Here is a 24,560-nt window from a genome sequence, read left to right as displayed (position 1 = left end):
GTGAATACGCCTTATTCACAGTCAGCTTTACGGCACAACCAAGTGTTCATTTGGCTTTGTGTTCTGTCATTTTTCAGCGTATTAAATGAAATGGTTTTGAACGTCTCGCTACCTGATATCGCCAACGATTTTCATAAACTGCCAGCGAGTGCAAACTGGGTGAACACGGCCTTTATGTTAACCTTTTCCATCGGAACTGCTCTGTATGGGAAGTTATCAGATCAGCTGGGCATCAAAAAACTGCTCCTATTTGGAATTATGGTAAATGGCTTCGGGTCGATCATTGGATTTGTCGGACACTCTTTCTTTCCTGTACTCATTCTGGCCCGATTTATTCAAGGGGCTGGTGCAGCCGCATTCCCGGCTCTTGTGATGGTTGCAGTAGTACGCTATATTCCGAAAGAAAACAGGGGTAAAGCATTTGGTCTGATCGGGTCGCTGGTGGCAATGGGGGAAGGTGTCGGACCAGCTATTGGCGGAATGATCGCTCATTATATTCACTGGTCATATTTGCTGCTTATTCCGACAGCAACAGTTATCACCGTTCCATTCCTGATGAAACTGCTGGAAAAGGAAGAAAGAATCAGCGGGCGCTTTGATATGACGGGGATTATATTAATGTCTGCAGGCACCGTATTTTTTCTGCTGTTTACAACGTCATATAGAATGTCTTTTCTGATCATCAGTATTCTGGCTTTCCTGATATTTGTGAAACATATTAGGAAAACTCAAGATCCCTTTGTTGACCCTGCACTGGGGAAAAATGTTTTGTTTATGACGGGCGTCCTTAGCGGAGGCCTGATATTCGGCACTGCTGCAGGATTTGTGTCTATGGTTCCTTATATGATGAAAGATGTTCACCATTTAAGTACTGCGGCAATTGGAAGCGGGATTATGTTCCCCGGGACGATGAGCGTCATCATCTTCGGTTACATTGGAGGATTGCTTGTTGATCGGAAAGGTTCTTTGTATGTGCTGACCATTGGGATTGTATTGATGTCTTCCAGCTTTTTAATCGCTGCCTTTTTCATAGATGCGGCACCTTGGCTTATGACCGTCATAATCGTTTTTGTTTTTGGGGGGCTCTCCTTCACAAAAACGGTTATATCTACAATTGTGTCTGGCAGTTTGAAACAAAAGGAAGCCGGCGCCGGAATGAGTCTGCTTAATTTTACGAGCTTTTTATCAGAGGGAACGGGTATTTCGATTGCAGGCGGTTTATTATCGATCAGCTTGCTGAATCAAAGGCTGCTGCCTGTTAACGATGATCATTCCGCTTATTTGTACAGTAATATGCTCATTCTTTTTACAGGAATCGTTGTTATGAGCTGGCTGGTAACCATGAATGTCTATAAACGTTCGCGAAGAAATGACTAAAAAGGGAAAAGGATCAAACTTGATAAAAGTTTTGATCCTTTTTTTAAGGAGCTTCCTTATTACGGAACCTTTTGCCGATCAATGAAAGGGGAGTTAAAGTGAATTACATTTATAAGAAAAAGGAAAAGAAAAATGGAAAATTGTATCATTTCAATCAGAGATAAATGGGAGAATGCACTTATTGGGTCTGAACAAAAAAATAATCAAATTGAGATCGTGATCAATCACCGCAACGAGAAAACAACCAAGTTTTCACTGCCAATCGAGACTTTTGAAAAAGTGTATAGGGATATTAAAATAGGCCGGAGAGAAAGTTAATCATTCTGTTTGAAAATGACCATGAAGTTCGTAAGCGGTATGGTTTTAACCGCATCTGGATTCCCCTGGCAAAGTAAAGGTTTTTGGGGATTTATGTCAAAATAATAGTAAGTACCTTATGCAACAGGGAGTTTGGTTGCTTCATAAGGAGGGGGAAGTATGAAAAATAAGATTCACATATTGGGAGCCTCTGGTGTCGGAACGTCAACATTGGGTGTTGCATTATCAAAGCATTTGCCGCATACGCATCTTGATACTGATGATTACTATTGGACAGATAAATTCACTAAAAAAAGAGAAATCCCTGAAAGAAGAAAGTTACTTAAAAAAGACTTGACAATAAATGAGAAATGGATTCTTTCTGGCGCAGTGTGCCGCTGGGGCGATGATCTAAAAAGTTATTTTGACCTTGTCATCTTCTTATGGATTCCGCAGGATATACGGCTTGAGAGATTAAAGCATAGGGAATTTCAGCGTTATGGAAACGAAGTGTTAGCCGGCGGCAGTAAATATGAACAATCACAAACATTTTTAGAGTGGGCTTCTTTATATGATCATGCCGGAATGGAAGTTAGAAGCAAAGCTTTACACGAACATTGGATGGAAGATTTATCTTGTCCATTGTTAAAAATTGAAGGGGATTACTCAGTCAATGAAAGAGTTGATCGTGTCTTGGATTATCTGAATTCTAATTAAACTAACGGATGGAGATAACTGCAAAATCCAAAATTCAAAGACAGTTCCGGCCATTTTAACGGAGCTGTTTTTTTATACCGCCTTCAGTTTGTCTGTTGTGAAGTGATTTATTCTCGGAAAGAAGCAGCGGAATTAATAGAGAACTCACTTCGGGAAACCGTGAAGGCAGGAATCAAAACGGGAGATCTTGGCAGTCAATCATCAACGTCAGACTTTGCAGAAGAATTGCAGAAAGGATCGGACGTTAAGGCGGAAAATAAGAGGTGAGAAGCAGATCATCAAAACGCAATACACCTCAATTTATATTTTCAGTAAGAACGGCTCTGCTCATTAAAAAACTCAATTCGAAGATTAGTGGCATCAATATTGCCGCAGATCGAGTGACATAAAGAGGAAGGGATGAGACCCCTTCCTTAAAACCTTCAATTCCTCTAATTTCATTGTAAGATATATTCCTTTTTTGAAATGGGTATCCAAATTTCACTTTTAAAAGATGGCGATGTTACATCTTTATGCTCGTTCCACAGGATCTCTGGGCCTTCAATTTGTTCATAATGTGACGATGGAAACCATTCAGAATAAATCCGCCCCCATACTTCCTGCAGTGCATCCGGAAATGATCCGGCTGCTTCGAATACAGCCCACGTTGAGGCAGGGACTTCAAGCTGTGATAGATGATTTGGGCAATGTTTCGTTGTGGCTGCGCCAATATAGTGATCAAGCTCTCCGTTTTCCTCTGTCCGGCCTTCAGAAAAGTTCGTGGATGCACTGATGAGTCCTGCAGGTGCTGCATTAGAAAGCTCTTTTAGTTGTTTGATTGCTGCTTCATTTAAACTTTCCCACATCAATGCAATGTCAGGATTCACGCCTTTGAACAAAATAGGGACTCTTTTTTTTAATGCCGACGATGCGAAATTTTATTATGCAATAGTTCACTCTATTTCTGCTTTCAATTTTTCGAACCACTCTAAATTAACCAAGTGATGTGAACGGGAATTTTCATTCATACGGCGAAAGTAATTGATTGTGCCGGGAATTTCTTGAGTGATGGACAGGTATTCATCAAGGAGCTCGATTCGAGTTTTAGTCTGATCGATTTGTGATTGGATCAGATCCAGTAATTTATTTTTGTCGAATTCATCGGCAAAGAGTAACGCGCCATAAAATTGCAGGTTCACATATTCCGATTTGGTGCCGTATTTGATCATTAATTTTTCGAATTCTGCCCTTCCCGAATCTGTGACTTTAAAGTTACGGATCTCACGCCCGCTGGTTGAGGGTTTCTGCTGAATCTGTTCAATCAAACACTTTTCTTCAAGTTGCTGCAGATTGTAATAAAATGAACCTTTCGTGAAGTTAACAATGTATTTGTAATGACGTTTTTCCATTAAGGCCAGAAGTTCATAGCCGTGAGCTCCGGGGTTTTGGATGAGCAAGCCAAGGATAAGTAAGGGAATTATGGTTTCATCACCTTCGCCATCCGCGCCTCAAATTCCGCGTACGTGATTTCACCCGAAGCCAAATCCATACTATGAAGGTAAATCTGTTCTGTTTTAGAATAGTCACCCTTCACTTTCAGTGATTGCTCCTCTCCCGAAATGGGTTTTAGGATATGGTGCTTTTTCGAAAAAGCCTCGAAATAGCGGTAACCGAATTTACGTTGTGAAGCTGCGTCTAAATGAATGCCATCAGGATTCGCAGTCAAACCTGCCGCAGTAACAAAATAACAATTCTGTTGTTCATTAGCAAAACGCAGCAATTGTTCATTAACCTGTCGAAATTCAGTCGCGTGCTGTCCAAAACCGGTCTTCCCAAGAAAGTCACCAAGCCCTCCAATAATCAACGGTACCTCATCAAGTTTCAACTCGTTTCTTAGCGTCTCAATGATAAGAGTTAATTTCTCGTAATAAGTTTCATGCAGCGAACGATAACTGTCACTCTCACCTTGGTGCCAAAGGATCCCGCAAATTTGACTGGAACGGAGGGCGAAGCGGGCTTCGGACAAAGCATGCTGAAAAAGGATGCCTTCCGGATGCCAGTCATTCAATGAACTGCCGCCTTCCGCACACGGGATCAAGCCAATTTCTTCATCGGGATGAGCTTTCGACCATGCATCTGCAAAAGATGCCGCCAGGCCAACGCCGGAAACCGGACGGTCGTAATTAATCGGCTCTGTCATCATCTGCCATTGTCCATTGCGCAGCATTTTAATTTTTTCATTATAGATAGGGTCTACTTCATTCAAAAATCCACGGCCTGCCATATTCGACTGCCCCAACATTAAAAAAGACTTTATCATCTGATTTTTCACTTCTTTACATCAATATTTTAGTCTAATTAGACTATAGTCAATTCAGCTTGTCTTGTAAAGTTTTAATAAGGTTTTATTATGATGTATGAAAAGCGTTCCTGTGGCAGACACTCGACCTGCCTATAGATAAAAACTTAGGGTATGCCTGGATAGTTCCTTCCATCAATTGCATACCGATTCATGAAGGCGAATTGGAGAAGCGGAATCCGCTGACTGAGGAGATCGAGATTGATTTTGAAAAGGCACAAGTAGAAAAGCACAAAAAGAAATTCAGTAAGTCTGATTTTGGATGGAAAAATGACTGTGATGCGATGGCTCCTAAGTTTCCGAGCCTTCAAACAAAGAAAATACAGAAAACCAAGCGCGCGAGAAGCCGATCCTTTGATGGCAAGCCTGTTCAAGCTTCAACTTTTATTCGAATGGTTCAAGATACGCCAACGATTTTAAGAGTTGCGCTGACTAAGGATCAAAAGTCTGTTCCATCAATTAGCACAGCTAACTTAAGCACAAAAGAAGTAATTGCTGAAGTTAACATTACCTCTGACACACTTGAAAACAACATCGAACAAGAAGTCGCATACAGATGCGACTTCTATCAATTTCTAATTAATAGAAAGTAACCGTAAGAAAAAAATTAAGGACTTGCAGCCCTATAGACGTATAAACAAATTTAATCGCTCATAACATGTCATCAAACTTAGCCTATTCAATATGGATTCCAATTCCAATTTAGGAGTTTAAGATCCATTGATGTGCTCATAAATATCTTTCACATCTACCGGACAGTGGGCGAGTAAAATACGTCACTATGCATATGCTGTATTTTTTCCCAGTTGGCGGGATTGGTTGTATCAAAAGAGCGGTGCTCCAGAATGGCCTGATATAGGGCGGTTTTTTGTTCCAAATGGGCAATGTGCTGTTTGGCTTCTTCGAGCTGGGCGAGTGCTTCTTCTTTATGCTCCATCATGAGTGTGTACCGTTGTGGGATGGTCGAATCTCCTTCGAGACAGAGATTCACGTACGTTTTAATGTCTTCAATCGGCATTCCGGATTGCCTGAGGCATTTGACGCCAAACAGCCAGTTGATTGATTCTTCATCGAACAAACGGATATTGTTTTTATTGCGCTGTACGCTCGGCACCAGGCCTTTATCCGTGTAAAAGCGCACCGCATGCTCAGTGAGTCCGGTTATCATCGCTGCTTCTTTGACTGTATGCATGTGTAATCCTCCTTTAAAAATTTTTTAAAAAAGTGCTTGCCTTCGTGTTGCACGAAGGTAATAAGCTTATTATAACGCAAACCAGCCGCAGCGGAATTCATTCTGCAGTGCCCGATTTTCGGGATGCGTGCCGTTTGTCGTTCTACATTTGAACAATAGGAGGAATTACAATGCAAACCGTAACATTAAACAACGGAGTGAAAATGCCAATTATCGGCTTCGGTGTATACCAAGTCCCCGATGCTCAAGAATGTGAAAACGCAGTATATGAAGCACTGATGGCCGGTTATCGCCTGATTGACACTGCTTCCGGTTACCTAAATGAGGAGGCAGTCGGACGTGCAATCAAGCGGAGCGGCGTACCGCGTGAGGAGCTGTTCATTACGACCAAGCTCTGGATTCAGGATGCCGGCTATGAAAGTGCCAAGGCGGCATTTTCCAAATCTTTAAATAAGCTGCAGCTGGATTATCTTGATTTATACCTTATTCACCAGCCATACGGCGATTACTACGGCGCTTGGCGCGCGATGGAGGATCTGTACCGCGAAGGAAAAATCAGGGCAATCGGAGTCAGCAACTTCCATCCCGACCGTCTAATGGATCTGATCATGCATAATGAAATCGTGCCAGCCGTCAATCAAGTCGAAACGCATCCATTCTGCCAGCAAAAAGAAAGTGCTGCTTTTATGAAAGAGCAGGGAGTTCAACACGAGTCATGGGCACCGTTCGCTGAAGGACGCAATAACATGTTCAGCAACGGCGTGTTGACTTCCATTGCGGAAAAACACAATAAATCCGTCGCCCAGGTCGTGCTGCGTTGGCTTGTTCAGCGTGAAGTCGTTACGATTCCAAAATCGGTGCGCAAAGAACGGATTGTCGAAAACTTTGACATTTTTGATTTTGAGTTGAGCTTAGAGGATATCGAAAAGATTTCCACCCTTGATAAAGGAGAAAGTCTTTTCGGGTCGCACCGAGATCCTGAAATTGTAAAATCGATAGGCGCCATGAAATTCGATCTGTAAGCTTTATCTAATAAAACAGTTAAGTTTAATGAACTTAAAAGGTTAATCCCATGGATTACACAGAGGATATCGATACTACAACTTAGGGAATTAGAACCTTATCGGGTATGAAAATTATTCGAAAATGCCAAGTTTGTTCATAAGGGAGGGTTAATGCTAAAAAGACTGCGTGCAGCTTACATTTTAACGGAAGATTTGATGAGATGGTTAAACCAGAAAATCTGAAACCTAATATTTGAATCTTTTAAGATAAAAACTAGTTACTAATCAGTAACTAGTTTTTCTTTTTTCCACCGTTGAAAATCACCTCAGTAGGACAAACAGTTATTACGTAGTATAACCAAAGGGGTGATGCATTTAAAGAAGGTGATAATCTTCGAGAGCCGCAAACTGGCAAATGCATAACGATTTCTATCATTATTTAATAAAACTGTATAGGAAGAAGATTCAGGATGATAGCCATTAGCTTTAAGGTTATCAACCGAGGAACAAGGGATCAAACATCGGCAGCCAGATCGAGGTCAGCATAAAGAAAGCAGGGACTGAAGTATGCCTGTGAAGGACTTTCTGAGAGCTTTTTAGAGCGTCCGGCGTTGAATCGTTTGAGAGAGGACGCAAGTTAAGGACTTATAAGTCAAGTCATTTGATACCAAAATGCAGTAATGAATGAGAAAAATGATTTTCATAACTGTCACATCTCTTTTTCTATATTCTTATTGATTCTGAGTCACCGGTGGATATTATGCCGGCTGAAGTGATTTCCGTTTCATCTATTGAAATAAGGCTTAATGAAAATGACAAATTAATAATACCTGCTGATTTGATTATTATTCCTAAACGGTTGCGCTCTGGAGAAGATGAAGAACTGAAAATGGGTGAGAATTTGATGGTTGTCTCCTTAAAAGGCGGGCAATCATTTTTTATTCTCGATAAAATTTAATGATAGTAATCCTGAAAAAATAAATAATTGTAAAGACCTAATCTATGCTTTAAAATAACTATAATATTTTGAAAATTTTATCCGAGGTGGGTTATGAAAACTATTGGTCTTATTGGCGGAATGAGTTGGGAATCTTCAGCTGAGTATTATCGAATTATCAATGAAGAAATAAAAAAGAAGTTAGGAGGGCTTCACTCGGCAAAATGCCTTTTATACAGTGTTGATTTTAAGGAAATTGAACATTATCAATCCATAGGAGCTTGGGATAAAGCAGGTGAAGCTTTAGGTCAAGTTGCAAGATCATTAGAAAAAGCAGGTGCAGATTTTATTGTAATATGTACAAATACTATGCATAAAGTTCTTGGATATATCCAAGAAATGATCACTATACCTATTTTGCATATTGCCGATGCAACTGCAGAACAAATTATTAGACAAGACATTCGCTCAGTAGGATTGCTAGGTACTAAATATACGATGGAACAAGATTTTTATAAATCATGTATTGCGTCTCATGATATTAATGTCATTGTTCCTGATGATGATGAAAGGGAATTAATAAATAATATTATTTATCAAGAACTGTGTCTGGGTGAAATTAAACAGTCTTCCAAAAACATTTATAAGAAGATCATGAATAATTTGGTGGATAGAGGAGCAGAAGGAATCATTCTTGGATGCACTGAAATTGGACTATTAGTAAAGGCAGAGGATTCAAAAGTGCCATTATTTGATACGACTTTAATCCATGCTCAAAAAGCAGTAAATAAATCCCTTTCGATTTCTTCTTAGAATGATTATTTCTTATATTTTAAAACCGCTCTTTAGGAGCGGTTTTTATTATGGTTCATTCAATCAATAAATGGAGGAACGATATAGGAGTGATCTTATCATGACCCTTTCCTCAGAAATTGAATTTGATGATATTGAAGATGACAGCGAAGTCATAGGGACCTCTCAAACCTACAAAATAGATTTTGAAAATGGCCGTATCACAAATGAATTCATCACAGGCCTTGACGCGATTAAACAGTTTGTATATTTGTCCCTTCATACTGAGCGCTACGCATATTCTGTTCATAGTCATGATTGAAAAAGATAAAATAGAAAAAGCCGGAATGTCAGATCCGGCTTTTCGCTCACTTTCCCTTCTTCTTCCGCTTCTCCTTTTCCGCCCGGTAAAACTCATGAAACATCTTCATCAATGCGCGTTTTTCAATCCGCGACACATAACTCCTTGAAATGCCGAGCTCCTTTGCGATCTCGCGCTGCGTTTTTTCTTTTTTTAAATCAAGCCCGAAGCGGCCGACGATGACTTCTTTTTCGCGGTCGTCTAAAATATCAATATATTTTTTGACCTTTTCAAGTTCCATGTTGAGCTGAATGGTGTCGATCACATCTTCGCTTTCCGACTTGAGGACATCGATCAGGCTTATTTCATTCCCTTCTTTATCCTGGCCGATCGGGTCATGAAGGGAGACGTCTTTTTTCGTTTTTTTCAATGCGCGCAGATGCATTAAAATCTCATTCTCAATACATCGTGCGGCATATGTGGCAAGCTTCGTGCCTTTTCCGGCTGAGTAGCTTTCAATTCCTTTGATCAGCCCGATTGTACCGATGGAGATCAGATCTTCTGCGTCTTCTCCCGTGTTTTCGAATTTTTTTACAATATGGGCGACTAAACGGAGATTGTGTTCGATCAGCATGTTGCGGGCGTGTTCATCGCCTTCAGCCATAAGGTCTAAGTATTTTTTCTCCTCACTATTTGAGAGCGGTTGTGGAAAGGCATTATTTTTCACGTATGATACTAAAAACACGAGTTCTTTCACAATAAACCCGAGCGCTGCAAAAACACCTGTCACCATCCTCACCTCCACAAAGTTATGTAGGCAAAAGCCTATATGTAACTGTATGTGGCAGTCAGGCTGTTTGTGTCTGTACAGGGAAATTAATCAAAGGCAGGTTTTATTTCTTACAGCCTCTTGATTTTTGCTGATTGAGCCTGTATATTGTTAAAAAAAGTAAGGGTGAAAAGAATATAACGAAAAGCGCTGAAGAGACGAGTAGACAGATATCATTCATGACAGAGAGCTCCGGGAGCTGTGAAGGAGTATGAATGGATGTGTTGAAACAAACCTCTTAGCTTCGCATCGGAATCATGAAAAACGAGGATGATGCGGCGGATACTCCTGTTACCGAGTAAGCTTTGTACCCGGCAAGGCCGGCACCAAACCGAATTGAGGTGGCATAGCGGGCTGTTTCCCGTCCTCAAGACTTTATTGTCTTGAGGGCGTTTTTTATTTCTAAGGGAGGGATAAGATGAAAAACCGGAAGTCTTGGCGGTACCCGATGCTTCTGTTAACCGGAATCGGGATAGCAAATATTGGTGAATGGATTTATTTTTTGTCTCTTAATCTTATTGTCTTAAAAGAAACGGGGTCTGCTTTTGCGGTTTCCATCCTTTATTTAATCAGGCCTGCGGCTGTTTTGATAACAAATGGGTGGGCGGGTAGCATCATCGACCGGTGTAACAAACGGAATATGATGATGTCGCTTGATTTCATCCGGGCTGCATTCATTGCCGTTCTGCCGCTGATGTTTACTGTACGGTCTTTATTTTCTGTTTATTGTATCGTGTTTTTGATTCAAATGGCCAATGCGATGTTTCGTCCGTGTTCCATGGCGTATGTGACGATGCTTATTCCGGCTGAAAGGAGAAAACGATTCAATTCACTAAGGGCTTTGTCGGAATCAGGGGCTTTTCTCCTCGGGCCGGCTGCGGCCGGGCTGCTTTTTATCGCCGGCACGCCGATTTTTGCGATTTGGGTGAATGCGGGGGCTTTAGTGCTGTCCGGTTTCATCACGATGATGCTGCCGAACCTTGAAAATGAGCCCCACGTACATTCTCCCGCACAGAAGCTTTCTTTGGCAGTGTACAAAGAAGATTGGAAGCTCGTCTATCGCTTCAGCCGAACGGCGCGAAACGTCATGATCATTTATTTTTTATTCAGTCTGGTCATGACCGTTATGCTATCCGCGCTTGATTCGCTTGAAGCCGCTTTTTCAAAAGAAGTTCTTCAGCTGACTGATGCCGATTACGGTTTTCTCGTCAGTGTCTCTGGGGCAGGGGTTATTGCGGGGGCGCTTGTCAATGTGTTCTTTAATAAAAAAATGCCGGCTTCTTTATTGATGGGAATGGGCTCTTTATTCACAGCGGCAGGATATATGATTTATGCGTTTTCTGACGTTTTTTGGACGGCTGCTTTCGGATTTTTCCTTCTCGCTTTTTTTCTGGCGTTTGCCAATACAGGCTTTCTGACGTTTTATCAAAAGAATGTTCCGGTGGACATCATGGGGAGAGTGGGGAGCTTTTATTCATTAGTCGAAGCCGTCTTCATTATATTGGTAACGGCGGTTTTCGGAGCGGCGGCTGTCAGTTCTTCCGTCCGCGGCATCGTCATCGCAGGGGCTGCTGTTATGCTGGCGTTGGCAGCCGTTTTATGCTCGTTCTTATTTGCGGCCTCAAAAAGGAGGACTCCCGATGTATTTCAAGCGGATCAAATTAAACAAACATAAAGAGACGGCCGTACAGCTTGAAGCTTCCATCAAATTTTACCGCAGCCAAAAAATCGGTTATGTGCACCTTTACTATATGACTGAGCAGCAGAGGGGAAGAGGGTGCGGAACAGAACTGCATCAATACGCGAATCAGTTTTTCAGAGCGAACGGTGTTTCGGAATATCACCTGAGAGTTTCGCCGGGCAATGAAGCGGCTCTGTCATTTTACAGAAAGAAAAAAATGGAAGTGATCGGTTCAGAATGTAACGGAAAAGTTCTCAGAATGAGAGGAGCCGTACCGCCGGAATAGGGGGGCGGTACGCGCTTCATTTTCTCGTTGTTTTTAAAAGACCGGGAAACTTCTTATAAATGACCGCCATTAAGACGAGCATATACATTCCGTAAATCCCGAAAGACAGCAGTTTGTTGCTTGTAAATGAAGCGCCTGCGACGGTCACGATCACAATGTTCGGAATTTTGCCGAGCACCGACGCAGAAAAAAAGATCGGCCATCGTATGTTACTCAGCCCGCAGACGGTATTCATGGCAAGCGACGGTATAATCGGAATCAGCCGCCCGAAAAGCACCGCCGTAAACGCGTGCTGATGAAATGAATCTTCATATTGAGCCGCGGCCGGGTAAGCCACCAGCTTTTTTCTGGCCCAGTCTCTGAATCCGTACCGGACGAGAAAAAACAATGCCATTGTTCCGAGCATCGCGCCTGACAATGTAATCCACACTCCGTTTAAAATCCCGAAAACCGCTCCGTTTAAGGCCGCGATAATGGCGAATGGAACGATCGGAAAAAATACGTCAGCTGCGACCAGAAGGATACTCATAAGCACGGCGTACATGCCGCCCGCGCGAATCATGCTGAGCCAGACGTCTTTTTGCATAAAGCCGATCATCACGACAGCAATGATGACGGCAAGACTGAATCCCTTTTTTATCATCTGTACGTTCACCTCTTTTCAATTAGTATACAGCACAAATCTATCTCCTTCTATTAAAATAAGCTGTCCGATAAGCGTACTTGTTTATCAGCATTTGCCGTTTGATGAGAAACGGCTGCACCCGGATTTGGACAAAAACAAGCGGGAAGCGGGATGTACATCATTTGATGCAGAGAATGATTTTTTATAAAAGGGGACACGTTAACAGTAGTGTTTACTGGAGGTGTAAACGTTGAGATGCTTTCATCTGATCATCATGATATGCGTCCTCACGAGTCTCACTGCCGTGTCCGCCGATGCGAAATCTTTAAAAAGAAGTGACATGGAGAAGACGGGAAACGTGTACTGGGATATAAGGTCTGAAAAAAAGAAGCTATCTTTAACCTTCGATGACGGCCCCCATCCTGTCTATACGGAGGCTGTGTTAGACGTGCTGAAACAGCACAATGTTAAAGCAACCTTTTTTTGTATCGGGAGCCGTATAGACAAATACCCCATAACGGCAAAACGCATCGTTGAAGAAGGACATGAAATCGGCAACCATACGATGAACCATGTTTATTTTCACCGTTTAAAACGCAAAGAAATTTTACAAGAGCTTCACAGCTCCGCGCATCATATCAGATCGCTGCAGCCGGAAGGGGACAAGTTATTCCGCCCGCCGGGAGGGTCGTTGAATCATACGGCTTTCAAAAGCATCTTAAAAGAGGGCTATCATATCATCATGTGGTCATGGAACCAAGATCCGAGGGACTGGAAAAGGCCCGGAAAAGGAAAAATCGTCAGGCACGTTGTTTCACATGCCAGAGATGGAGATATCGTTCTTCTGCATGACGGCGGAGGAAATCGGCGCCAGACGGTTGAGGCTTTGAAAGAAATCATTCCCCAGCTGAAAAAGCAGGGCTACACGTTTGTTAAGGTTTCGGATTTGATCGGACAGGATTCCGGTCCTTTTCATATCCAGTAAAGAGAGCGCCGCGTTGAAAGCCGCCAAAGAGATGTGTACCATAGGAGGTAAGGTTTGGAGGGAGAGAAAATGAAGTTTGCTGTTCTTTTTATTACGATAACCTGTCTGTTATCAGGATGCGCTGCGGGCAAAGAAAAAAGTGTTGTCGCGTTCGGCGACAGCAATACGCGCGGTTCCAACTGGGATTATCGTGATTATCCGAAGGCGCAGCAGTGGGTAAACATTTTAAAAACAGCGGAACGCGGCCGTCTTACGGTTATAAATGCGGGAATAGGCGGCCAGACGACTGAGGATGCGCGCCTGCGCTTTCAAAGCGATGTGCTGGAGCGTAAGCCCCAATATTTATTTATCATGTTCGGAACAAATGATGCGGGCATTTTGACGGGAGATCAGCCGCGAGTATCAAAGAAACGGTTTAAAGAAAACCTGACTTATTTCATAAACGAAAGCAGAAATCACGGCATAAAGCCGATTTTAATGACGTGCATCCCGGTTATAGAAGGAAACGGAACGCATCATCTCTATTACTATTCGAGATATAAAGCCTCAGCCTTTAAAGAAAAAGGCGGCGCGAGAAAATGGCATAATTCCTATAACGGCGTTACGAGGCAGGTTGCAGCTGAGTTGAAAGTGCCGCTGGTGGATAACTGGAAACACTTTATACGCGCGGACGGCGGCAAAGATACAGACCGGGCGCTGATCCAATCCGGACTGATAGATCCCTCCGGAAATCATATGACGCCAAAAGGCGCCAGAATCTTAATTGAAGGCATAAAAAATGGGCGGGTTTTGGAACGCTGACGCCGTCAGCTGCCTAAACCGTTTTGCTTCTGCTTCATAGGCTGTAGAAAAAACATCTTTTGGAGGCGATTGCTATGAACCGCGGTTTCCCTCCGCAATATCCTGTATGCCCGCCTCCTCGGGTGAATGCGGGGTACTGGTACGCATTTTTTGTTGTGCTGCTCGTCGTCATTCTCGTCCTGGGCGGTCTGTATTGGTTCAATATATAGCAGCCGTCCTCTTAAACACCTCTATTTTAGGGGTGTTTTTTGTTGAAAGTGGTAGTAATGCGCATAACCGAAGTGATATAATATCAGTCATCTGAGTAAAAAAAGGAAATTCGCCCGGGAATTTTTTTCTGTTTAAGAAGAAACGGAAATAATGTGTCCGAGCGATCTTCTTTTGATTTCGTTTTCAATTAACTCGATAAATTCACGGCTCAAATTCATTTCATTGGCTTTGAAATAAGATTCTATTAGTAATTCATCAGAAAGCTTTCTCATGCCGGGGACCCAATTAATGGGAGTGGCACCTCCTTACAATTGTAATCAATCATCAGACGCAAGCATATGATGGAAGGTTGCGTTTCAATCATGGTGAGGTTATCTTTAATCTACCATGAAATACAAATAAGAACAATCGTTCTGTTATCCACACTTGTAAGTGGATAACTTGTTAGTATCTTGTTTATAATCTGGATAAATCCGGATGTAATAAGAGTGGATAATGTGTGTAATTTTATCCACAACTGGTGAAGAAACCCAATTTTTGTCGAAATTTTTTTACTGAGTCCGACTTTGTTTTTAAATCTGACAGGTTTCGACATATAGATGATAGAAAGAAAAGGAAGGGTGCGGGTTTTGTTAAAAAAGTTTTTTTTACCTGACGAATTTGTGAAAAATATATTTCATATCACACCGGAAAAGCTCAAGGAACGCAATGTGAAAGGGATTATTACAGACCTTGACAACACGCTTGTGGAGTGGGACAGACCGAGTGCGACACCTCGATTAATCGAGTGGTTTGAAGAAATGAAGGAGCACGGCATTAAAGTCACGATCGTCTCCAATAATAATGAACGAAGAGTGAAATTATTCTCGGAGCCGCTTGGCATACCGTTTATTTATAAGGCAAGAAAACCGATGGGGCGCGCCTTTAAAAGAGCCGTCAGCAGCATGGATCTGAAAAAAGAAGACTGTGTGGTCATCGGCGATCAGCTGCTTACTGATGTTCTCGGCGGAAACAGAAACGGGTATCATACGATCCTCGTCGTGCCTGTCGCTTCCTCTGACGGAGTCATGACGCGCTTTAACCGCCGGATTGAACGGAGAATATTGAGTTCTTTGAAACGTAAAGGCCATATTCAGTGGGAGGATTAGGAATGGAAAAGGTTGTTTGCATCGGCTGCGGAGTAACGATCCAGACCGAGGATAAACAAGGTCTCGGATACGCGCCAAAGGCATCACTCACAAAAGAGAATGTCATCTGCCAGCGCTGCTTCAGACTGAAAAATTACAATGAAATTCAAGATGTTTCATTAACGGATGATGACTTTTTAAATATTTTGCACACAATCGGCGATACTGACTCTCTAATTGTCAAAGTCGTTGATATTTTTGATTTTAACGGAAGCTGGATAAACGGGCTGAACCGCTTTGTCGGCGGTAATCCGATCATTCTTGTCGGTAATAAGGCCGATATCCTGCCGAAATCCGTAAAGCGGGAACGGCTCGTCCAATGGATGAAACGCGAAGCGAAAGAATACGGCTTAAAACCCCTTGATGTCTTTTTAATCAGCGCTTCCCGCGGACAAGGGATGAAGGAAGTCATTGACGCCATTGAACATTACCGTGAAGGGCGGGATGTGTATGTGGTGGGCTGTACCAATGTCGGCAAATCCACATTTATCAACCGGATTATTAAAGAGGTCTCAGGGGAAGAGAATATTATTACCACCTCTCAATTTCCGGGCACGACGCTTGATGCGATTGAAATCCCGCTTGATGACGGATCTGCGCTTTATGATACGCCGGGAATCATTAACCATCACCAGATGGCGCATTACGTGGACAAGCGTGACTTAAAGGTGCTGACACCGAAAAAAGAACTGAAGCCGCGCACTTTTCAGCTGAATGAAAAACAAACGCTTTATTTCGGCGGGCTTGCCCGGTTTGACTATGTATCAGGCGATAAAACGGCGTTTGTCTGCTATATGCCGAATGAATTGATGATTCACAGAACAAAGCTTGAAAATGCTGATGCTTTATACGAAAAGCATGTGGGAGAACTGCTTACCCCGCCCGGAAAAGATCATTTGGATGAATTTCCGGAGCTTACGGCCCACACGTTTACGATTAAAGAAGGAAAGACGGATATCGTTTTTTCCGGACTCGGCTGGGTCACGGTGCAGCAAGCAGATAAAAAAATAACGGCATACGCTCCGAAAGGCGTACACGTATTTGTCCGCCGTTCATTAATATAGAGAGAAGGGGAGAGGGAGCATGAAACAATTGTACGGAGTAATCGGAAATCCGATCGAGCATTCAATGTCACCCGATATTCATAACGCAGCTTTGCAAGATAAGAACATCAACGGGCAGTATTTTGCGTTTCAGGTGGAACCTCGTCATCTCAAGGACGCCGTTAACGGAATCAAGGCGCTTGGCATCTGCGGAGTGAACGTCACAGTTCCGCATAAAGTCGCGATCATGGAGCATCTGGATGAAATACATGAAAGCGCGAAAGTACTCGGGGCCGTAAATACCGTCAAAAGAGAGGGAGACAGGCTCATCGGGTATAATACTGACGGAGATGGGTTTTATAAATCCTTAGTCAAAGTATTGGACAAACCGATATCAGAGCTCTCCATCCTCATGATTGGGGCGGGAGGAGCGGCAAGAGCGATTTTTACGACGATCGTCCGCAGAGAGCCGAAACAATTTGACGTTTGCAACCGCACGCCGGAAAAAGCAGAAAGTCTGATTGCGGCTGCTCCCTCTTTTCAGCAGAAACGCGCCCTTACTTTAAAAGAAGCTGAAAATCAGCTTGAACAATATGACGTCATCATTCATACAACATCTGTCGGCATGTATCCGAAAACGGATGCCGTGCCGCTCTCATTGGAACGGGCCAAAACGGGCGCCATCGTTTGTGATATCGTATACAACCCGATTCAAACGGCGTTCTTAAAAGAAGCTGAAAAAAGAGGTTTAACAACCCTTGACGGTGTCGGCATGTTTGTGGAACAGGCTGCACTGTCTTTCAAGCTGTGGACGGAACAAGAGCCTGACAGCGGCTTAATGAGAGCAATTGTTGAAGGAAAACTAGGAGGAACACAATGTTAACAGGAAAACAAAAACGGTTTTTGCGTTCAAAAGCGCATCATTTAACGCCTATTTTTCAAGTGGGAAAAGGCGGAGTCAACGAAAACATGGTGAAACAGATTGCCGAGGCTTTAGAAGCAAGAGAGCTGATTAAAGTCAGCGTGCTTCAAAACTGCGAAGACGATAAAAACGATGTCGCAGAAGCGCTTGTGAAAGGCAGCCGCTCACAATTGGTGCAGACGATCGGAAATACGATCGTATTGTATAAGGAATCAAAGGAAAATAAACAAATCGAGCTTCCGTAAGGTGGTTGACATGAAGAAAATCGGAATATTCGGGGGCACATTTGACCCTCCGCACAACGGACATCTTCTGATGGCTAATGAAGTCCTTCATCAGGCGGAGCTCGATGAGATTTGGTTTATGCCCAATAAAATCCCGCCGCATAAGCAGAATGAAGACTTTACAGACAGCCGGCACCGGGTGGAGATGCTGAAGCTTGCCATCAGCTCTAATTCCTTCTTTAAGCTTGAGCTTGCGGAAATGGACCGGAAAGGCCCTTCTTATACCTATGATACCGTCCGTTTACTGAAGGAGCGGCACCCGAACGACAAGCTTTTCTTTATTATCGGGGCGGATATGATTGAATATCTGCCGAAATGGTACAAACTGGACGAACTGCTCACGCTCATTCAATTTATCGGAGTGCGGCGCCCGGGGTATCATATTGAGACCCCGTACCCGCTGCTTTTTGCCGACGTTCCGGAATTTGACGTTTCGTCAACGATGCTGAGAGAACGTCTCAAAGCAAAAAAGCCGACGCAATACTTAATGCCGGATAAAGTGAGGCAGTATATAGAGGAGAATGATTTATATGAATCGTGAGGAAGCACTTGCCTGCGTCAAAGAACAGCTGACCGAGCATCGCTACATCCACACAATCGGCGTGACAGATACGGCGGTTATTCTCGCAGGCCGGTTCGGAGCAGATCCGAAAAAAGCGGAAATGGCGGCTATTTTTCATGATTATGCAAAATTCCGGCCGAAAGAAGAAATGAAGCAGATCATCGTGCGGGAAAAAATGCCGGCTGAGCTCTTGGATTACAATGCCGAGCTGTGGCATGCCCCTGTGGGAGCGTATTTGGCTGAGAAAGAAGCGGGGATCACTGATCCTGAGATCTTGGATGCAATCCGCTATCACACGTCAGGGCGTCCCGGAATGACCCTTTTAGACAAAGTCATCTACGTTGCGGATTACATTGAACCCGGCCGCCATTTTCCCGGAGTGGAAGAGGTGCGCCGTCTGGCGGAAACAGATCTGAACGAAGCGCTCATACAAGCGATGAAAAATACAATGATATTTCTGATGAAAAAAAACCAGCCGGTCTTTCCGGAGACGTTTGCAACCTATAACTGGCTGGTGTCTCAAAAATGACAGGAGGAATATGGAAAATGAATCAAGCTTCCGTATTAAAAATCGCGGCAAAAGCATGCGACGATAAACGTGCAGAAGATATTTTAGCGCTGGACATGGAAGGAATCTCACTTGTAGCGGATTACTTTTTAATCTGCCACGGGAATTCTGATAAACAGGTTCAGGCCATTGCGCGTGAAATTAAAGATCAGGCAGAAGAAAACGGCATTGATGTCAAAAAGATGGAAGGGTTTGATGAGGCCCGCTGGGTTTTAGTTGATCTCGGCGACGTCATTGTCCACGTTTTCCATAAAGATGAAAGAAGCTACTATAATCTTGAAAAGCTATGGGGCGACGCGCCGCTCGCAGAGCTTGAACTCGGCTTGAACTCATGATTTACCAAGGCTTCGCCGGTGTATATGACGAGTTAATGTCACATGCGCCGTATGATGAATGGGCGGGCTGGATCGAAGCGTCTCTTCCGGAAAAGGGAAGGGTGCTTGATCTTGCCTGCGGAACCGGAGAAATATCCATCAGGCTTGCTGAAAAAGGCTGCGAAGTCACGGGGATTGATTTGAGTGAAGATATGCTGAGCTGTGCCCAGCAGAAAAAAACGGGAAAGCCGATTCTTTTTCTCCAGCAGGATATGAGAAAGCTTTCCGGTTTTGAAGAACAGTTTGATGCCGTAGTCATCTGCTGTGATTCCCTAAATTACTTAAAAACGAAAAATGATGTCTTAAGCACCTTCAAAAGTGTTTTTCAAGTTTTGAAGGAGGGCGGCCTGCTTCTGTTTGACGTCCATTCCCCGTATAAAATGACGGAGCTTTTTCCGGACAGCACCCATGCGGATCAGGATGAGCAGATCAGCTATATCTGGCAAAGCTTTGCCGGCGATGAAGAGCTTTCTGTCATCCATGATATGTCCTTTTTCGTATGGAACGGACAATCTTATGACCGCTATGACGAGACGCATGAGCAAAAAACATTTTACATTGAAGAATATAAACAAATGCTTGCAGAGACCGGATTTGAACTGAAGAAGGTGACGGCTGATTTTACAGACCGTCCTCCTTCAACAGAGTCTGAACGTCTTTTCTTTACGGCAGGCAAACCAAAAACCATCGTTTAAACGGAACGATGGTTTTTAAAATGCATTTTTTGCGATTGGCGCGATAAAGCTCTTTATGGCATACTCAGTTACACGTGAAATTGCTTCTTCACTAACGATATATCTTCATCGTATTTGTCATGTGTACGCTGAAAGACACGATTGAACATATCCTGAACACCGCTTTCGAGAGCCTTCAGTCCTTCTCCGGTGACGCCGCCTTTTACGCATACTTTTTCCTGCAAGGCGGGAAGCGTGTAATGCCCCGTTTCAAGAAGCTTTCCGAGACCGACAAGCATTTCTGTCGACATAATCACGGCTTCTTCTTTGGTGATGTCCGTTTCTTCCACTGCCGCGTCAATAAAGCGCTGAACGAGATAACTCATAAAAGCGGGCCCGCAGCTGACAATGTCTGACGCCGCTCTTGTAATGCCGCTGCTGATTTCCACAGGTTTTGAAATATGAGTGAACAGCGTTTGAATATCCGCTTTTGCAGACTCGCTGCAGCTTTTGCCGAACGTAACAAGCGAGACGCCGGCCAAGGCGCGGTTCGTAATGCTCGGAATGACGCGGGCCGTCTGACACGGAACCGTATGTTCAATCTGATCCGTCTGAACGGGGCTGGTAATGGAGATTAAAATGTGATCTTTCCGTAAATGCGGTGTGAGTTTTTTCAGCAAAGGATATATATCCAGCGGTTTTACACAAATGAATATTATTTCATTATCCTGTACGAGCTTTTCCTGATCCTCGGTGACATGGATGCCGCTGAAACGTTCTTTTAGTTTTAATGCTTTTTCGATTGTTCTGTTTGTGATGGTGATATGTGAGGGATCGGCAGCGTTTGATTCGATAAACGATTCAATCAGGATCGTTCCCATGTTTCCGGTGCCGATAAAGCCTATTTTCAATGAATTCCCCTCCTTTTCCCTTAATCCTCTAAACCTTATGCGGGGAGGCAATGCAATATGACGAAAGCGATGATGACGGAGCGGCTGCGGCGGAACCTGAAAATTCTGGGCGCTTGTCTTGCGGCAGGGGCGGTTTTTATCTGTATTTGGCTGTTTCGTTCTGAAAAGGAAGAGCCGGTCAAACAGCAGTCCGTGCTCGGCCAAACAGCCTCGGCATCCGTCGCGGACAAAAAAGACACCGCAGACGATAAGATTATGATTGATGTGAAAGGTGCGGTCCGAAATCCCGGCGTGTATGAAATGAAAGCGGGAGACAGAGTGACGCAAGCCATTGAAAAAGCCGGAGGCCTGAAGAAAAAGGCGGATGAATTGAATGTTAATTTAGCAGAGCAGCTGCAGGACGGGACGATTGTTTATATTCCGAGTGAAGGCGAAGAAGAGAATCACCCGAAAACAGCAGCGGGTGAAAAGGAGAATGCAGCTGTCAATATCAATACGGCATCTTTGGACGAACTTCAGGCGATTTCCGGGGTGGGGCAGAAAAAAGCGGAAGCCATTATCGCCTACCGAGAAGAAAACGGACGGTTTCAGACTGCTGAAGATTTGATGAATGTATCAGGCTTTGGAGAAAAGTCATTTGAGCGGATAAAAACTTCCATTACGGTAAAGTGAATTGACGGTTCTGCTTAAATCTATGTAAACTTAGAAAAGCAACAAGACTTTTTGGAGGGAACACTTGTGGAACGAATCTCATGGAATCAATATTTTATGGCGCAAAGCCATTTGCTGGCGCTGAGAAGCACATGTCCGAGACTGTCAGTCGGGGCAACCGTAGTCAGAGATAAGCGGATGATTGCCGGCGGATACAACGGCTCAATCGCCGGCGGCGTCCATTGCGCTGATGAAGGATGCCTTTTAATAGATAATCATTGCCAGAGGACCATACATGCAGAGATGAATGCGATTCTGCAATGTTCTAAGTTCGGTGTTCCGACGGAGGGCGCCGAAATTTATGTGACGCATTATCCTTGTATTCAATGCTGCAAATCAATTATCCAGGCAGGCATCAAAACGGTCTATTATGCCGAAGATTACAAAACACAGCCTTATGCAAAAGAGCTGTTCAGCCAAGCCGGAGTCAAGGTGGAGCAGGTCGAACTTGATGAAATGATCATCGATCTGAAAAACCGCGAAAAATTGTCTTTTGTCGCAGGTCTGATTCAGCAATTATCTGATGCGGGAGTTAAGGCAGATGAACTGAAAAAAATTCATGAACAGGCCAATGAGCTGTTTACCAGTTACGTATAAATGAAATATAAATACCTTCTTCTGCCTCTGGCGGCGGTTTCTGCAACTGCGGGAATTGCCGCCGCTCATGTCTTCTGGGTTCTGCTCCTTTTTCTTCTGTATCTTCTCTTTATTATGATAAAAACAAAGCAGCCTGCTCCGGTTGTTGTCTGCCTCGTTTCTTTTTGTGTTTATTTCTTTCTTTATACGGTTTGTGACGCTGCGAATGTAACGCGGTATCAGGCCGGCAGTTATACTGAACAGGCCGTCATCACTAATATTCCGAAGGTTGACGGAGCGAAAATGTCAGCCGTTATCCGTACACATGACAAGGAAAAATGGGCGGCTTCGTACAAAATCCGGTCTCTTGAAGAAAAGAGACGCATTGAACAGCTTGAACCGGGGATGCGCTGCACGTTTACAGGCTCTCTGGAACAGCCTGCACATGCGACGATTCCCGGGGGTTTTGATTATAAGGAATATCTTTACTCTCAGCAGATTCACTGGTTATTTACCGTGACTTCTATTCAGCAGTGTGAAAAATCCAAACAGCCGCTGTTTAAACTGCTGAGCATCAGAAAAAATTTGATTTCAATCATTCGGAATCACGTGCCTGAATCTTCCGCCGGAATTGTTGAAGCGCTGACCTTAGGTGAAAGATTTTCTATAGAGGACGATATACTGAGTGCATATCAAAATTTGGGAGTCGTTCATTTAATGGCGATTTCCGGAATGCATGTCGGTCTTATTACGGCGGGACTATTTTATGCTCTGATCAGAATCGGGCTGACAAGAGAAAAGGCGGGGATGTTGCTGCTGCTGTTTTTACCGGTGTATACGCTGCTGAGCGGTGCCGCCCCATCCGTATTGCGCGCATCCCTCATGCTGGGATTTTATATCGCCGGAACTCTTTTTAAACGCGGCATTCATTCCTCTGCTGCATTGTCTCTGTCTTATCTGCTGCTCCTGCTGTTTAATCCTTACCTCCTTTGGCAGGCGGGCTTCCAGCTTTCCTTTGCGGTAAGCGCCTCTTTAATTCTGTCATCCTCCATTTTAAAGAAAGCAGGGAAAAGCAGACTTGCCGGGCTTGCGATGGCTTCATTCATTGCAGAGCTCAGCTCACTTCCGTTTCTTCTCTATCATTTTCAGCAAATTTCACTTGTCAGTTTTCCGATGAACATGGTGATGGTGCCATTTTATACGTTATTTGTCATTCCGGTTTCTGTCATCGGTTTCCTTCTTCTTTTGCTTTCAAGGCAGGTGGGAGAATGTTTGTTTGATATGTTTGACCTTGTGATGAAGCCTGTGCATGATTTCATTACATATGCGGCATCCGTTGATTTATTTACTATGATTGTGTCAAAGCCTGACTTTCTTTCTCTTCTTCTGCTTGCGGTTTCCGTTTTTACGCTTTTTGCGGCTTTGGAAAAGGGAGGTTTTTTAAAACTCAGGAAATCGGCTCTTTTTTTCTGCGCGGTTTTGGCTTATTTAATATGCCGTCCGTATTTCAGTCCATGGGGAGAAGCGGATATGCTTGATATCGGGCAGGGAGACTCGCTGTTTATAAGCGCGCCGCACCGCAAAGGGACCGTAATGGTTGATACAGGGGGAGTGATTGCTTATCACGGAGAATCATGGAAAGAAAAACGCCACCCGTATTCTATCGGCGAGAAGGTTTTGATTCCGTTTTTAAACGGAAAAGGGGTGAAAAAGCTGGATGCGCTGATTTTAACCCATGCGGATCAGGATCACATCGGGGAAGCCGGAGTGTTAATCAAAAATCATAGAGTCAAACGGTTAATTGTCCCCGTGGGATTCGTAAAAGAACCGAAGGATCAGAACATATTAAATATGGCGAAAGAAAACAACATTCCCGTTGCCGAAGCAAAGCGGGGCGACACCATTACAGCGGGTGATCTTCAGTTTCAGGTGCTGTCTCCGGAGTCATCTGACGGAAAGAGTAAAAATGATTCATCACTGGTGCTTTGGACGGTTTTAGGCGGAGTGAGCTGGCTTTTGACGGGAGATTTAGAATCGGACGGCGAAACAGAAGTGCTGAAAACGTATCCGAAACTGAAGGCTGATATATTGAAGGCGGGTCATCACGGCAGCAAAAGCTCAACGAGTGAAGCCTTTTTGAAACAGCTTCAGCCGGAAGCAGCGCTGATTTCAGCAGGAAAAGAGAATCGATACCATCATCCGCATGAAGAAGTGCTGGATCGTTTGAAGGCGTACTCTGTCAATGTGCTTCGCACCGATATCAGCGGAACGATTCAATACAGATTTGAAAAAGGCGCCGGAACGTTTTCCGTCTTCCCTCCATATGATATAGAAGAAACCAGGGCGCAAGAAGTAAAAAAGACTGCCGATTGACAG

28 protein-coding genes and 7 pseudogenes are annotated in these 24,560 nt (G+C 43.7%); 27 read left to right on the top strand and 8 right to left on the bottom strand.

Annotation, left to right across the window (positions count from 1 at the left end; genetic code table 11):
• From tet to ACWJJX_RS12975, 3 genes and pseudogenes are all read left to right on the top strand, one after another.
• Entirely contained in the window at window positions 1-1,377 is a 1,377-nt protein-coding gene (tet, locus tag ACWJJX_RS12985) for a Tet(L)/Tet(K)/Tet(45) family tetracycline efflux MFS transporter (RefSeq protein ID WP_003152815.1), read from the top strand.
• Window positions 1,378-1,475: 98 nt separating this feature from the next.
• Window positions 1,476-1,695: pseudogene (locus ACWJJX_RS12980) on the top strand (hypothetical protein).
• 159 nt (window positions 1,696-1,854) lie between these two features.
• On the top strand, window positions 1,855-2,391 hold the full coding sequence (locus tag ACWJJX_RS12975; RefSeq protein ID WP_070082141.1) for an ATP-binding protein: 537 nt from the start codon (window positions 1,855-1,857) through the stop codon (window positions 2,389-2,391).
• A 437-nt stretch (window positions 2,392-2,828) separates the two neighbouring features.
• Here the strand turns inward: ACWJJX_RS12975 and ACWJJX_RS12970 are convergent.
• From ACWJJX_RS12970 to ACWJJX_RS12960, 3 genes and pseudogenes are all read right to left on the bottom strand, one after another.
• Window positions 2,829-3,306 (bottom strand): annotated as a pseudogene (locus ACWJJX_RS12970) (GyrI-like domain-containing protein); the annotation flags it as partial.
• Window positions 3,307-3,323: 17 nt separating this feature from the next.
• Entirely contained in the window at window positions 3,324-3,851 is a 528-nt protein-coding gene (locus ACWJJX_RS12965; protein ID WP_065180886.1) for a PadR family transcriptional regulator, read from the bottom strand.
• Window positions 3,848-4,690: a sialate O-acetylesterase gene (locus ACWJJX_RS12960; protein ID WP_167860615.1), complete on the bottom strand. Its 843-nt coding sequence runs from the start codon at window positions 4,688-4,690 to the stop codon at window positions 3,848-3,850. The genes ACWJJX_RS12965 and ACWJJX_RS12960 overlap by 4 nt, the downstream gene beginning before the upstream one ends.
• A gap of 104 nt (window positions 4,691-4,794) precedes the next feature.
• Between ACWJJX_RS12960 and ACWJJX_RS12955 the strand changes: the two are divergent.
• Window positions 4,795-5,025 (top strand): annotated as a pseudogene (locus ACWJJX_RS12955) (recombinase RecT); the annotation flags it as partial.
• Window positions 5,014-5,274: pseudogene (locus tag ACWJJX_RS12950) on the top strand (hypothetical protein); the annotation flags it as partial. The pseudogenes ACWJJX_RS12955 and ACWJJX_RS12950, both read left to right, overlap by 12 nt.
• Before the next feature lie 203 nt (window positions 5,275-5,477).
• Here the strand turns inward: ACWJJX_RS12950 and ACWJJX_RS12945 are convergent.
• Window positions 5,478-5,921, bottom strand: a complete 444-nt coding sequence (locus ACWJJX_RS12945; RefSeq protein WP_052586319.1) for a MerR family transcriptional regulator — start codon at window positions 5,919-5,921, stop codon at window positions 5,478-5,480.
• A 170-nt stretch (window positions 5,922-6,091) separates the two neighbouring features.
• On the opposite strand from ACWJJX_RS12945, the gene ACWJJX_RS12940 reads away from it, so the two are divergent.
• From ACWJJX_RS12940 to ACWJJX_RS12915, 6 genes and pseudogenes are all read left to right on the top strand, one after another.
• Complete coding sequence (locus tag ACWJJX_RS12940) at window positions 6,092-6,943, top strand: aldo/keto reductase (protein WP_070082139.1); 852 nt, start codon at window positions 6,092-6,094, stop codon at window positions 6,941-6,943.
• A gap of 15 nt (window positions 6,944-6,958) precedes the next feature.
• Window positions 6,959-7,054 (top strand): annotated as a pseudogene (locus ACWJJX_RS12935) (winged helix-turn-helix transcriptional regulator); the annotation flags it as partial.
• Between the two features lie 391 nt (window positions 7,055-7,445).
• A pseudogene (locus tag ACWJJX_RS12930) lies at window positions 7,446-7,563 on the top strand (hypothetical protein); the annotation flags it as partial.
• Between the two features lie 68 nt (window positions 7,564-7,631).
• Window positions 7,632-7,883, top strand: coding sequence for a DUF2577 family protein (locus tag ACWJJX_RS12925; protein ID WP_454023080.1), 252 nt, complete (start codon window positions 7,632-7,634; stop codon window positions 7,881-7,883).
• 93 nt (window positions 7,884-7,976) lie between these two features.
• Window positions 7,977-8,675 (top strand): aspartate/glutamate racemase family protein, encoded by a 699-nt coding sequence (locus tag ACWJJX_RS12920; RefSeq protein ID WP_454023021.1) that lies wholly within the window; start codon window positions 7,977-7,979, stop codon window positions 8,673-8,675.
• A gap of 100 nt (window positions 8,676-8,775) precedes the next feature.
• A pseudogene (locus ACWJJX_RS12915) lies at window positions 8,776-8,973 on the top strand (DUF2634 domain-containing protein); the annotation flags it as partial.
• A gap of 49 nt (window positions 8,974-9,022) precedes the next feature.
• Here the strand turns inward: ACWJJX_RS12915 and sigK are convergent.
• Window positions 9,023-9,748, bottom strand: coding sequence for an RNA polymerase sporulation sigma factor SigK (gene sigK, locus ACWJJX_RS12910; RefSeq protein WP_020956104.1), 726 nt, complete (start codon window positions 9,746-9,748; stop codon window positions 9,023-9,025).
• A gap of 454 nt (window positions 9,749-10,202) precedes the next feature.
• Between sigK and ACWJJX_RS12905 the strand changes: the two genes are divergently transcribed.
• Together ACWJJX_RS12905 and ACWJJX_RS12900 are read left to right on the top strand one after the other, a co-directional pair.
• Complete coding sequence (locus tag ACWJJX_RS12905; protein WP_454023020.1) at window positions 10,203-11,459, top strand: MFS transporter; 1,257 nt, start codon at window positions 10,203-10,205, stop codon at window positions 11,457-11,459.
• Window positions 11,425-11,751, top strand: coding sequence for a GNAT family N-acetyltransferase (locus tag ACWJJX_RS12900; protein WP_454023019.1), 327 nt, complete (start codon window positions 11,425-11,427; stop codon window positions 11,749-11,751). The genes ACWJJX_RS12905 and ACWJJX_RS12900 overlap by 35 nt, the downstream gene beginning before the upstream one ends.
• Window positions 11,752-11,767: 16 nt before the next feature.
• Here the strand turns inward: ACWJJX_RS12900 and ACWJJX_RS12895 are convergent, their stop codons facing one another.
• Window positions 11,768-12,394 (bottom strand): TVP38/TMEM64 family protein, encoded by a 627-nt coding sequence (locus ACWJJX_RS12895; RefSeq protein ID WP_454023018.1) that lies wholly within the window; start codon window positions 12,392-12,394, stop codon window positions 11,768-11,770.
• Window positions 12,395-12,626: 232 nt separating this feature from the next.
• On the opposite strand from ACWJJX_RS12895, the gene ACWJJX_RS12890 reads away from it, so the two are divergent.
• The 3 genes from ACWJJX_RS12890 (at window position 12,627) to ACWJJX_RS12880 (ending at window position 14,371) form a co-directional block, all read left to right on the top strand.
• Window positions 12,627-13,361 carry a polysaccharide deacetylase family protein gene (locus ACWJJX_RS12890; protein WP_454023017.1) on the top strand — a complete coding sequence of 245 codons (735 nt, stop codon included), beginning with the start codon at window positions 12,627-12,629 and terminating at the stop codon, window positions 13,359-13,361.
• Between the two features lie 69 nt (window positions 13,362-13,430).
• Window positions 13,431-14,162, top strand: a complete 732-nt coding sequence (locus ACWJJX_RS12885) for an SGNH/GDSL hydrolase family protein (protein WP_025649828.1) — start codon at window positions 13,431-13,433, stop codon at window positions 14,160-14,162.
• A gap of 74 nt (window positions 14,163-14,236) precedes the next feature.
• Window positions 14,237-14,371 (top strand): hypothetical protein, encoded by a 135-nt coding sequence (locus ACWJJX_RS12880; RefSeq protein ID WP_003152848.1) that lies wholly within the window; start codon window positions 14,237-14,239, stop codon window positions 14,369-14,371.
• A 132-nt stretch (window positions 14,372-14,503) separates the two neighbouring features.
• On the opposite strand, the gene sda is transcribed toward ACWJJX_RS12880, so the two are convergent.
• Window positions 14,504-14,644, bottom strand: coding sequence for a sporulation histidine kinase inhibitor Sda (gene sda / locus ACWJJX_RS12875; RefSeq protein ID WP_003152850.1), 141 nt, complete (start codon window positions 14,642-14,644; stop codon window positions 14,504-14,506).
• Window positions 14,645-15,001: 357 nt separating this feature from the next.
• Here sda and ACWJJX_RS12870 point away from each other — a divergent pair, with 357 nt between their 5' ends.
• From ACWJJX_RS12870 to ACWJJX_RS12835, 8 genes are read left to right on the top strand one after another with little or no spacing between them, the layout of a single operon-like run.
• The gene (locus tag ACWJJX_RS12870) at window positions 15,002-15,520 is read left to right on the top strand and encodes a YqeG family HAD IIIA-type phosphatase (RefSeq protein ID WP_007408254.1); all 519 of its coding nucleotides are present in this window, start codon (window positions 15,002-15,004) and stop codon (window positions 15,518-15,520) included.
• A gap of 2 nt (window positions 15,521-15,522) precedes the next feature.
• Window positions 15,523-16,623, top strand: a complete 1,101-nt coding sequence (yqeH, locus tag ACWJJX_RS12865; protein ID WP_454023016.1) for a ribosome biogenesis GTPase YqeH — start codon at window positions 15,523-15,525, stop codon at window positions 16,621-16,623.
• Window positions 16,624-16,642: 19 nt separating this feature from the next.
• Complete coding sequence (gene aroE, locus ACWJJX_RS12860) at window positions 16,643-17,485, top strand: shikimate dehydrogenase (protein ID WP_454023015.1); 843 nt, start codon at window positions 16,643-16,645, stop codon at window positions 17,483-17,485.
• Window positions 17,479-17,769, top strand: a complete 291-nt coding sequence (yhbY, locus tag ACWJJX_RS12855; RefSeq protein ID WP_003152858.1) for a ribosome assembly RNA-binding protein YhbY — start codon at window positions 17,479-17,481, stop codon at window positions 17,767-17,769. The genes aroE and yhbY overlap by 7 nt, the downstream gene beginning before the upstream one ends.
• Before the next feature lie 10 nt (window positions 17,770-17,779).
• Complete coding sequence (locus ACWJJX_RS12850; protein ID WP_003152860.1) at window positions 17,780-18,349, top strand: nicotinate-nucleotide adenylyltransferase; 570 nt, start codon at window positions 17,780-17,782, stop codon at window positions 18,347-18,349.
• Window positions 18,339-18,899: a bis(5'-nucleosyl)-tetraphosphatase (symmetrical) YqeK gene (yqeK, locus tag ACWJJX_RS12845; protein ID WP_032856887.1), complete on the top strand. Its 561-nt coding sequence runs from the start codon at window positions 18,339-18,341 to the stop codon at window positions 18,897-18,899. The genes ACWJJX_RS12850 and yqeK overlap by 11 nt, the downstream gene beginning before the upstream one ends.
• A gap of 17 nt (window positions 18,900-18,916) precedes the next feature.
• Window positions 18,917-19,273: a ribosome silencing factor gene (rsfS, locus tag ACWJJX_RS12840; protein ID WP_003152864.1), complete on the top strand. Its 357-nt coding sequence runs from the start codon at window positions 18,917-18,919 to the stop codon at window positions 19,271-19,273.
• Entirely contained in the window at window positions 19,270-20,007 is a 738-nt protein-coding gene (locus tag ACWJJX_RS12835; RefSeq protein ID WP_013352944.1) for a class I SAM-dependent DNA methyltransferase, read from the top strand. Before rsfS ends, ACWJJX_RS12835 begins: the two co-directional genes overlap by 4 nt.
• Before the next feature lie 68 nt (window positions 20,008-20,075).
• Here the strand turns inward: ACWJJX_RS12835 and comER are convergent, their stop codons facing one another.
• A complete protein-coding gene (gene comER, locus ACWJJX_RS12830; protein WP_014305449.1) occupies window positions 20,076-20,897 on the bottom strand; it encodes a late competence protein ComER in 822 nt (273 codons plus the stop codon).
• Window positions 20,898-20,954: 57 nt separating this feature from the next.
• Between comER and ACWJJX_RS12825 the strand changes: the two genes are divergently transcribed.
• The 3 genes from ACWJJX_RS12825 to ACWJJX_RS12815 all read left to right on the top strand — a co-directional run bounded on the left by ACWJJX_RS12825 (window position 20,955) and on the right by ACWJJX_RS12815 (window position 24,557).
• Window positions 20,955-21,569, top strand: a complete 615-nt coding sequence (locus ACWJJX_RS12825) for a helix-hairpin-helix domain-containing protein (RefSeq protein WP_013352942.1) — start codon at window positions 20,955-20,957, stop codon at window positions 21,567-21,569.
• 66 nt (window positions 21,570-21,635) lie between these two features.
• Complete coding sequence (locus ACWJJX_RS12820; protein ID WP_003152868.1) at window positions 21,636-22,205, top strand: ComE operon protein 2; 570 nt, start codon at window positions 21,636-21,638, stop codon at window positions 22,203-22,205.
• Window positions 22,206-24,557, top strand: a complete 2,352-nt coding sequence (locus ACWJJX_RS12815) for a DNA internalization-related competence protein ComEC/Rec2 (RefSeq protein ID WP_454023014.1) — start codon at window positions 22,206-22,208, stop codon at window positions 24,555-24,557. It abuts the gene before it with no gap.
• Window positions 24,558-24,560: the final 3 nt, after the last annotated feature.

It is taken from the genome of Bacillus sp. YH3-2-B2 (assembly GCF_053663335.1).
Note: the sequence above shows the minus strand (reverse complement) of the source record. Positions and strands in the feature narration are given on the sequence as shown.

What these genes read in the sequence shown, in the direction of transcription:
- rsfS (WP_003152864.1), top strand. Translation starts at nt 18,917, where the DNA reads ATGAATCAAGCTTCCGTATTAAAAATCGCGGCAAAAGCATGCGACGAT.
- ACWJJX_RS12895 (WP_454023018.1), bottom strand. Translation starts at nt 12,394, where the DNA reads ATGATAAAAAAGGGATTCAGTCTTGCCGTCATCATTGCTGTCGTGATG.
- ACWJJX_RS12825 (WP_013352942.1), top strand. Translation starts at nt 20,955, where the DNA reads ATGACGAAAGCGATGATGACGGAGCGGCTGCGGCGGAACCTGAAAATT.
- ACWJJX_RS12835 (WP_013352944.1), top strand. Translation starts at nt 19,270, where the DNA reads ATGATTTACCAAGGCTTCGCCGGTGTATATGACGAGTTAATGTCACAT.
- ACWJJX_RS12850 (WP_003152860.1), top strand. Translation starts at nt 17,780, where the DNA reads ATGAAGAAAATCGGAATATTCGGGGGCACATTTGACCCTCCGCACAAC.
- sda (WP_003152850.1), bottom strand. Translation starts at nt 14,644, where the DNA reads ATGAGAAAGCTTTCTGATGAATTACTAATAGAATCTTATTTCAAAGCC.
- sigK (WP_020956104.1), bottom strand. Translation starts at nt 9,748, where the DNA reads ATGGTGACAGGTGTTTTTGCAGCGCTCGGGTTTATTGTGAAAGAACTC.
- ACWJJX_RS12920 (WP_454023021.1), top strand. Translation starts at nt 7,977, where the DNA reads ATGAAAACTATTGGTCTTATTGGCGGAATGAGTTGGGAATCTTCAGCT.
- ACWJJX_RS12960 (WP_167860615.1), bottom strand. Translation starts at nt 4,690, where the DNA reads ATGATAAAGTCTTTTTTAATGTTGGGGCAGTCGAATATGGCAGGCCGT.
- ACWJJX_RS12975 (WP_070082141.1), top strand. Translation starts at nt 1,855, where the DNA reads ATGAAAAATAAGATTCACATATTGGGAGCCTCTGGTGTCGGAACGTCA.
- ACWJJX_RS12885 (WP_025649828.1), top strand. Translation starts at nt 13,431, where the DNA reads ATGAAGTTTGCTGTTCTTTTTATTACGATAACCTGTCTGTTATCAGGA.
- ACWJJX_RS12945 (WP_052586319.1), bottom strand. Translation starts at nt 5,921, where the DNA reads ATGCATACAGTCAAAGAAGCAGCGATGATAACCGGACTCACTGAGCAT.
- ACWJJX_RS12905 (WP_454023020.1), top strand. Translation starts at nt 10,203, where the DNA reads ATGAAAAACCGGAAGTCTTGGCGGTACCCGATGCTTCTGTTAACCGGA.
- ACWJJX_RS12900 (WP_454023019.1), top strand. Translation starts at nt 11,425, where the DNA reads ATGTATTTCAAGCGGATCAAATTAAACAAACATAAAGAGACGGCCGTA.
- ACWJJX_RS12880 (WP_003152848.1), top strand. Translation starts at nt 14,237, where the DNA reads ATGAACCGCGGTTTCCCTCCGCAATATCCTGTATGCCCGCCTCCTCGG.
- yhbY (WP_003152858.1), top strand. Translation starts at nt 17,479, where the DNA reads ATGTTAACAGGAAAACAAAAACGGTTTTTGCGTTCAAAAGCGCATCAT.
- yqeK (WP_032856887.1), top strand. Translation starts at nt 18,339, where the DNA reads ATGAATCGTGAGGAAGCACTTGCCTGCGTCAAAGAACAGCTGACCGAG.
- aroE (WP_454023015.1), top strand. Translation starts at nt 16,643, where the DNA reads ATGAAACAATTGTACGGAGTAATCGGAAATCCGATCGAGCATTCAATG.
- ACWJJX_RS12940 (WP_070082139.1), top strand. Translation starts at nt 6,092, where the DNA reads ATGCAAACCGTAACATTAAACAACGGAGTGAAAATGCCAATTATCGGC.
- ACWJJX_RS12815 (WP_454023014.1), top strand. Translation starts at nt 22,206, where the DNA reads ATGAAATATAAATACCTTCTTCTGCCTCTGGCGGCGGTTTCTGCAACT.
- yqeH (WP_454023016.1), top strand. Translation starts at nt 15,523, where the DNA reads ATGGAAAAGGTTGTTTGCATCGGCTGCGGAGTAACGATCCAGACCGAG.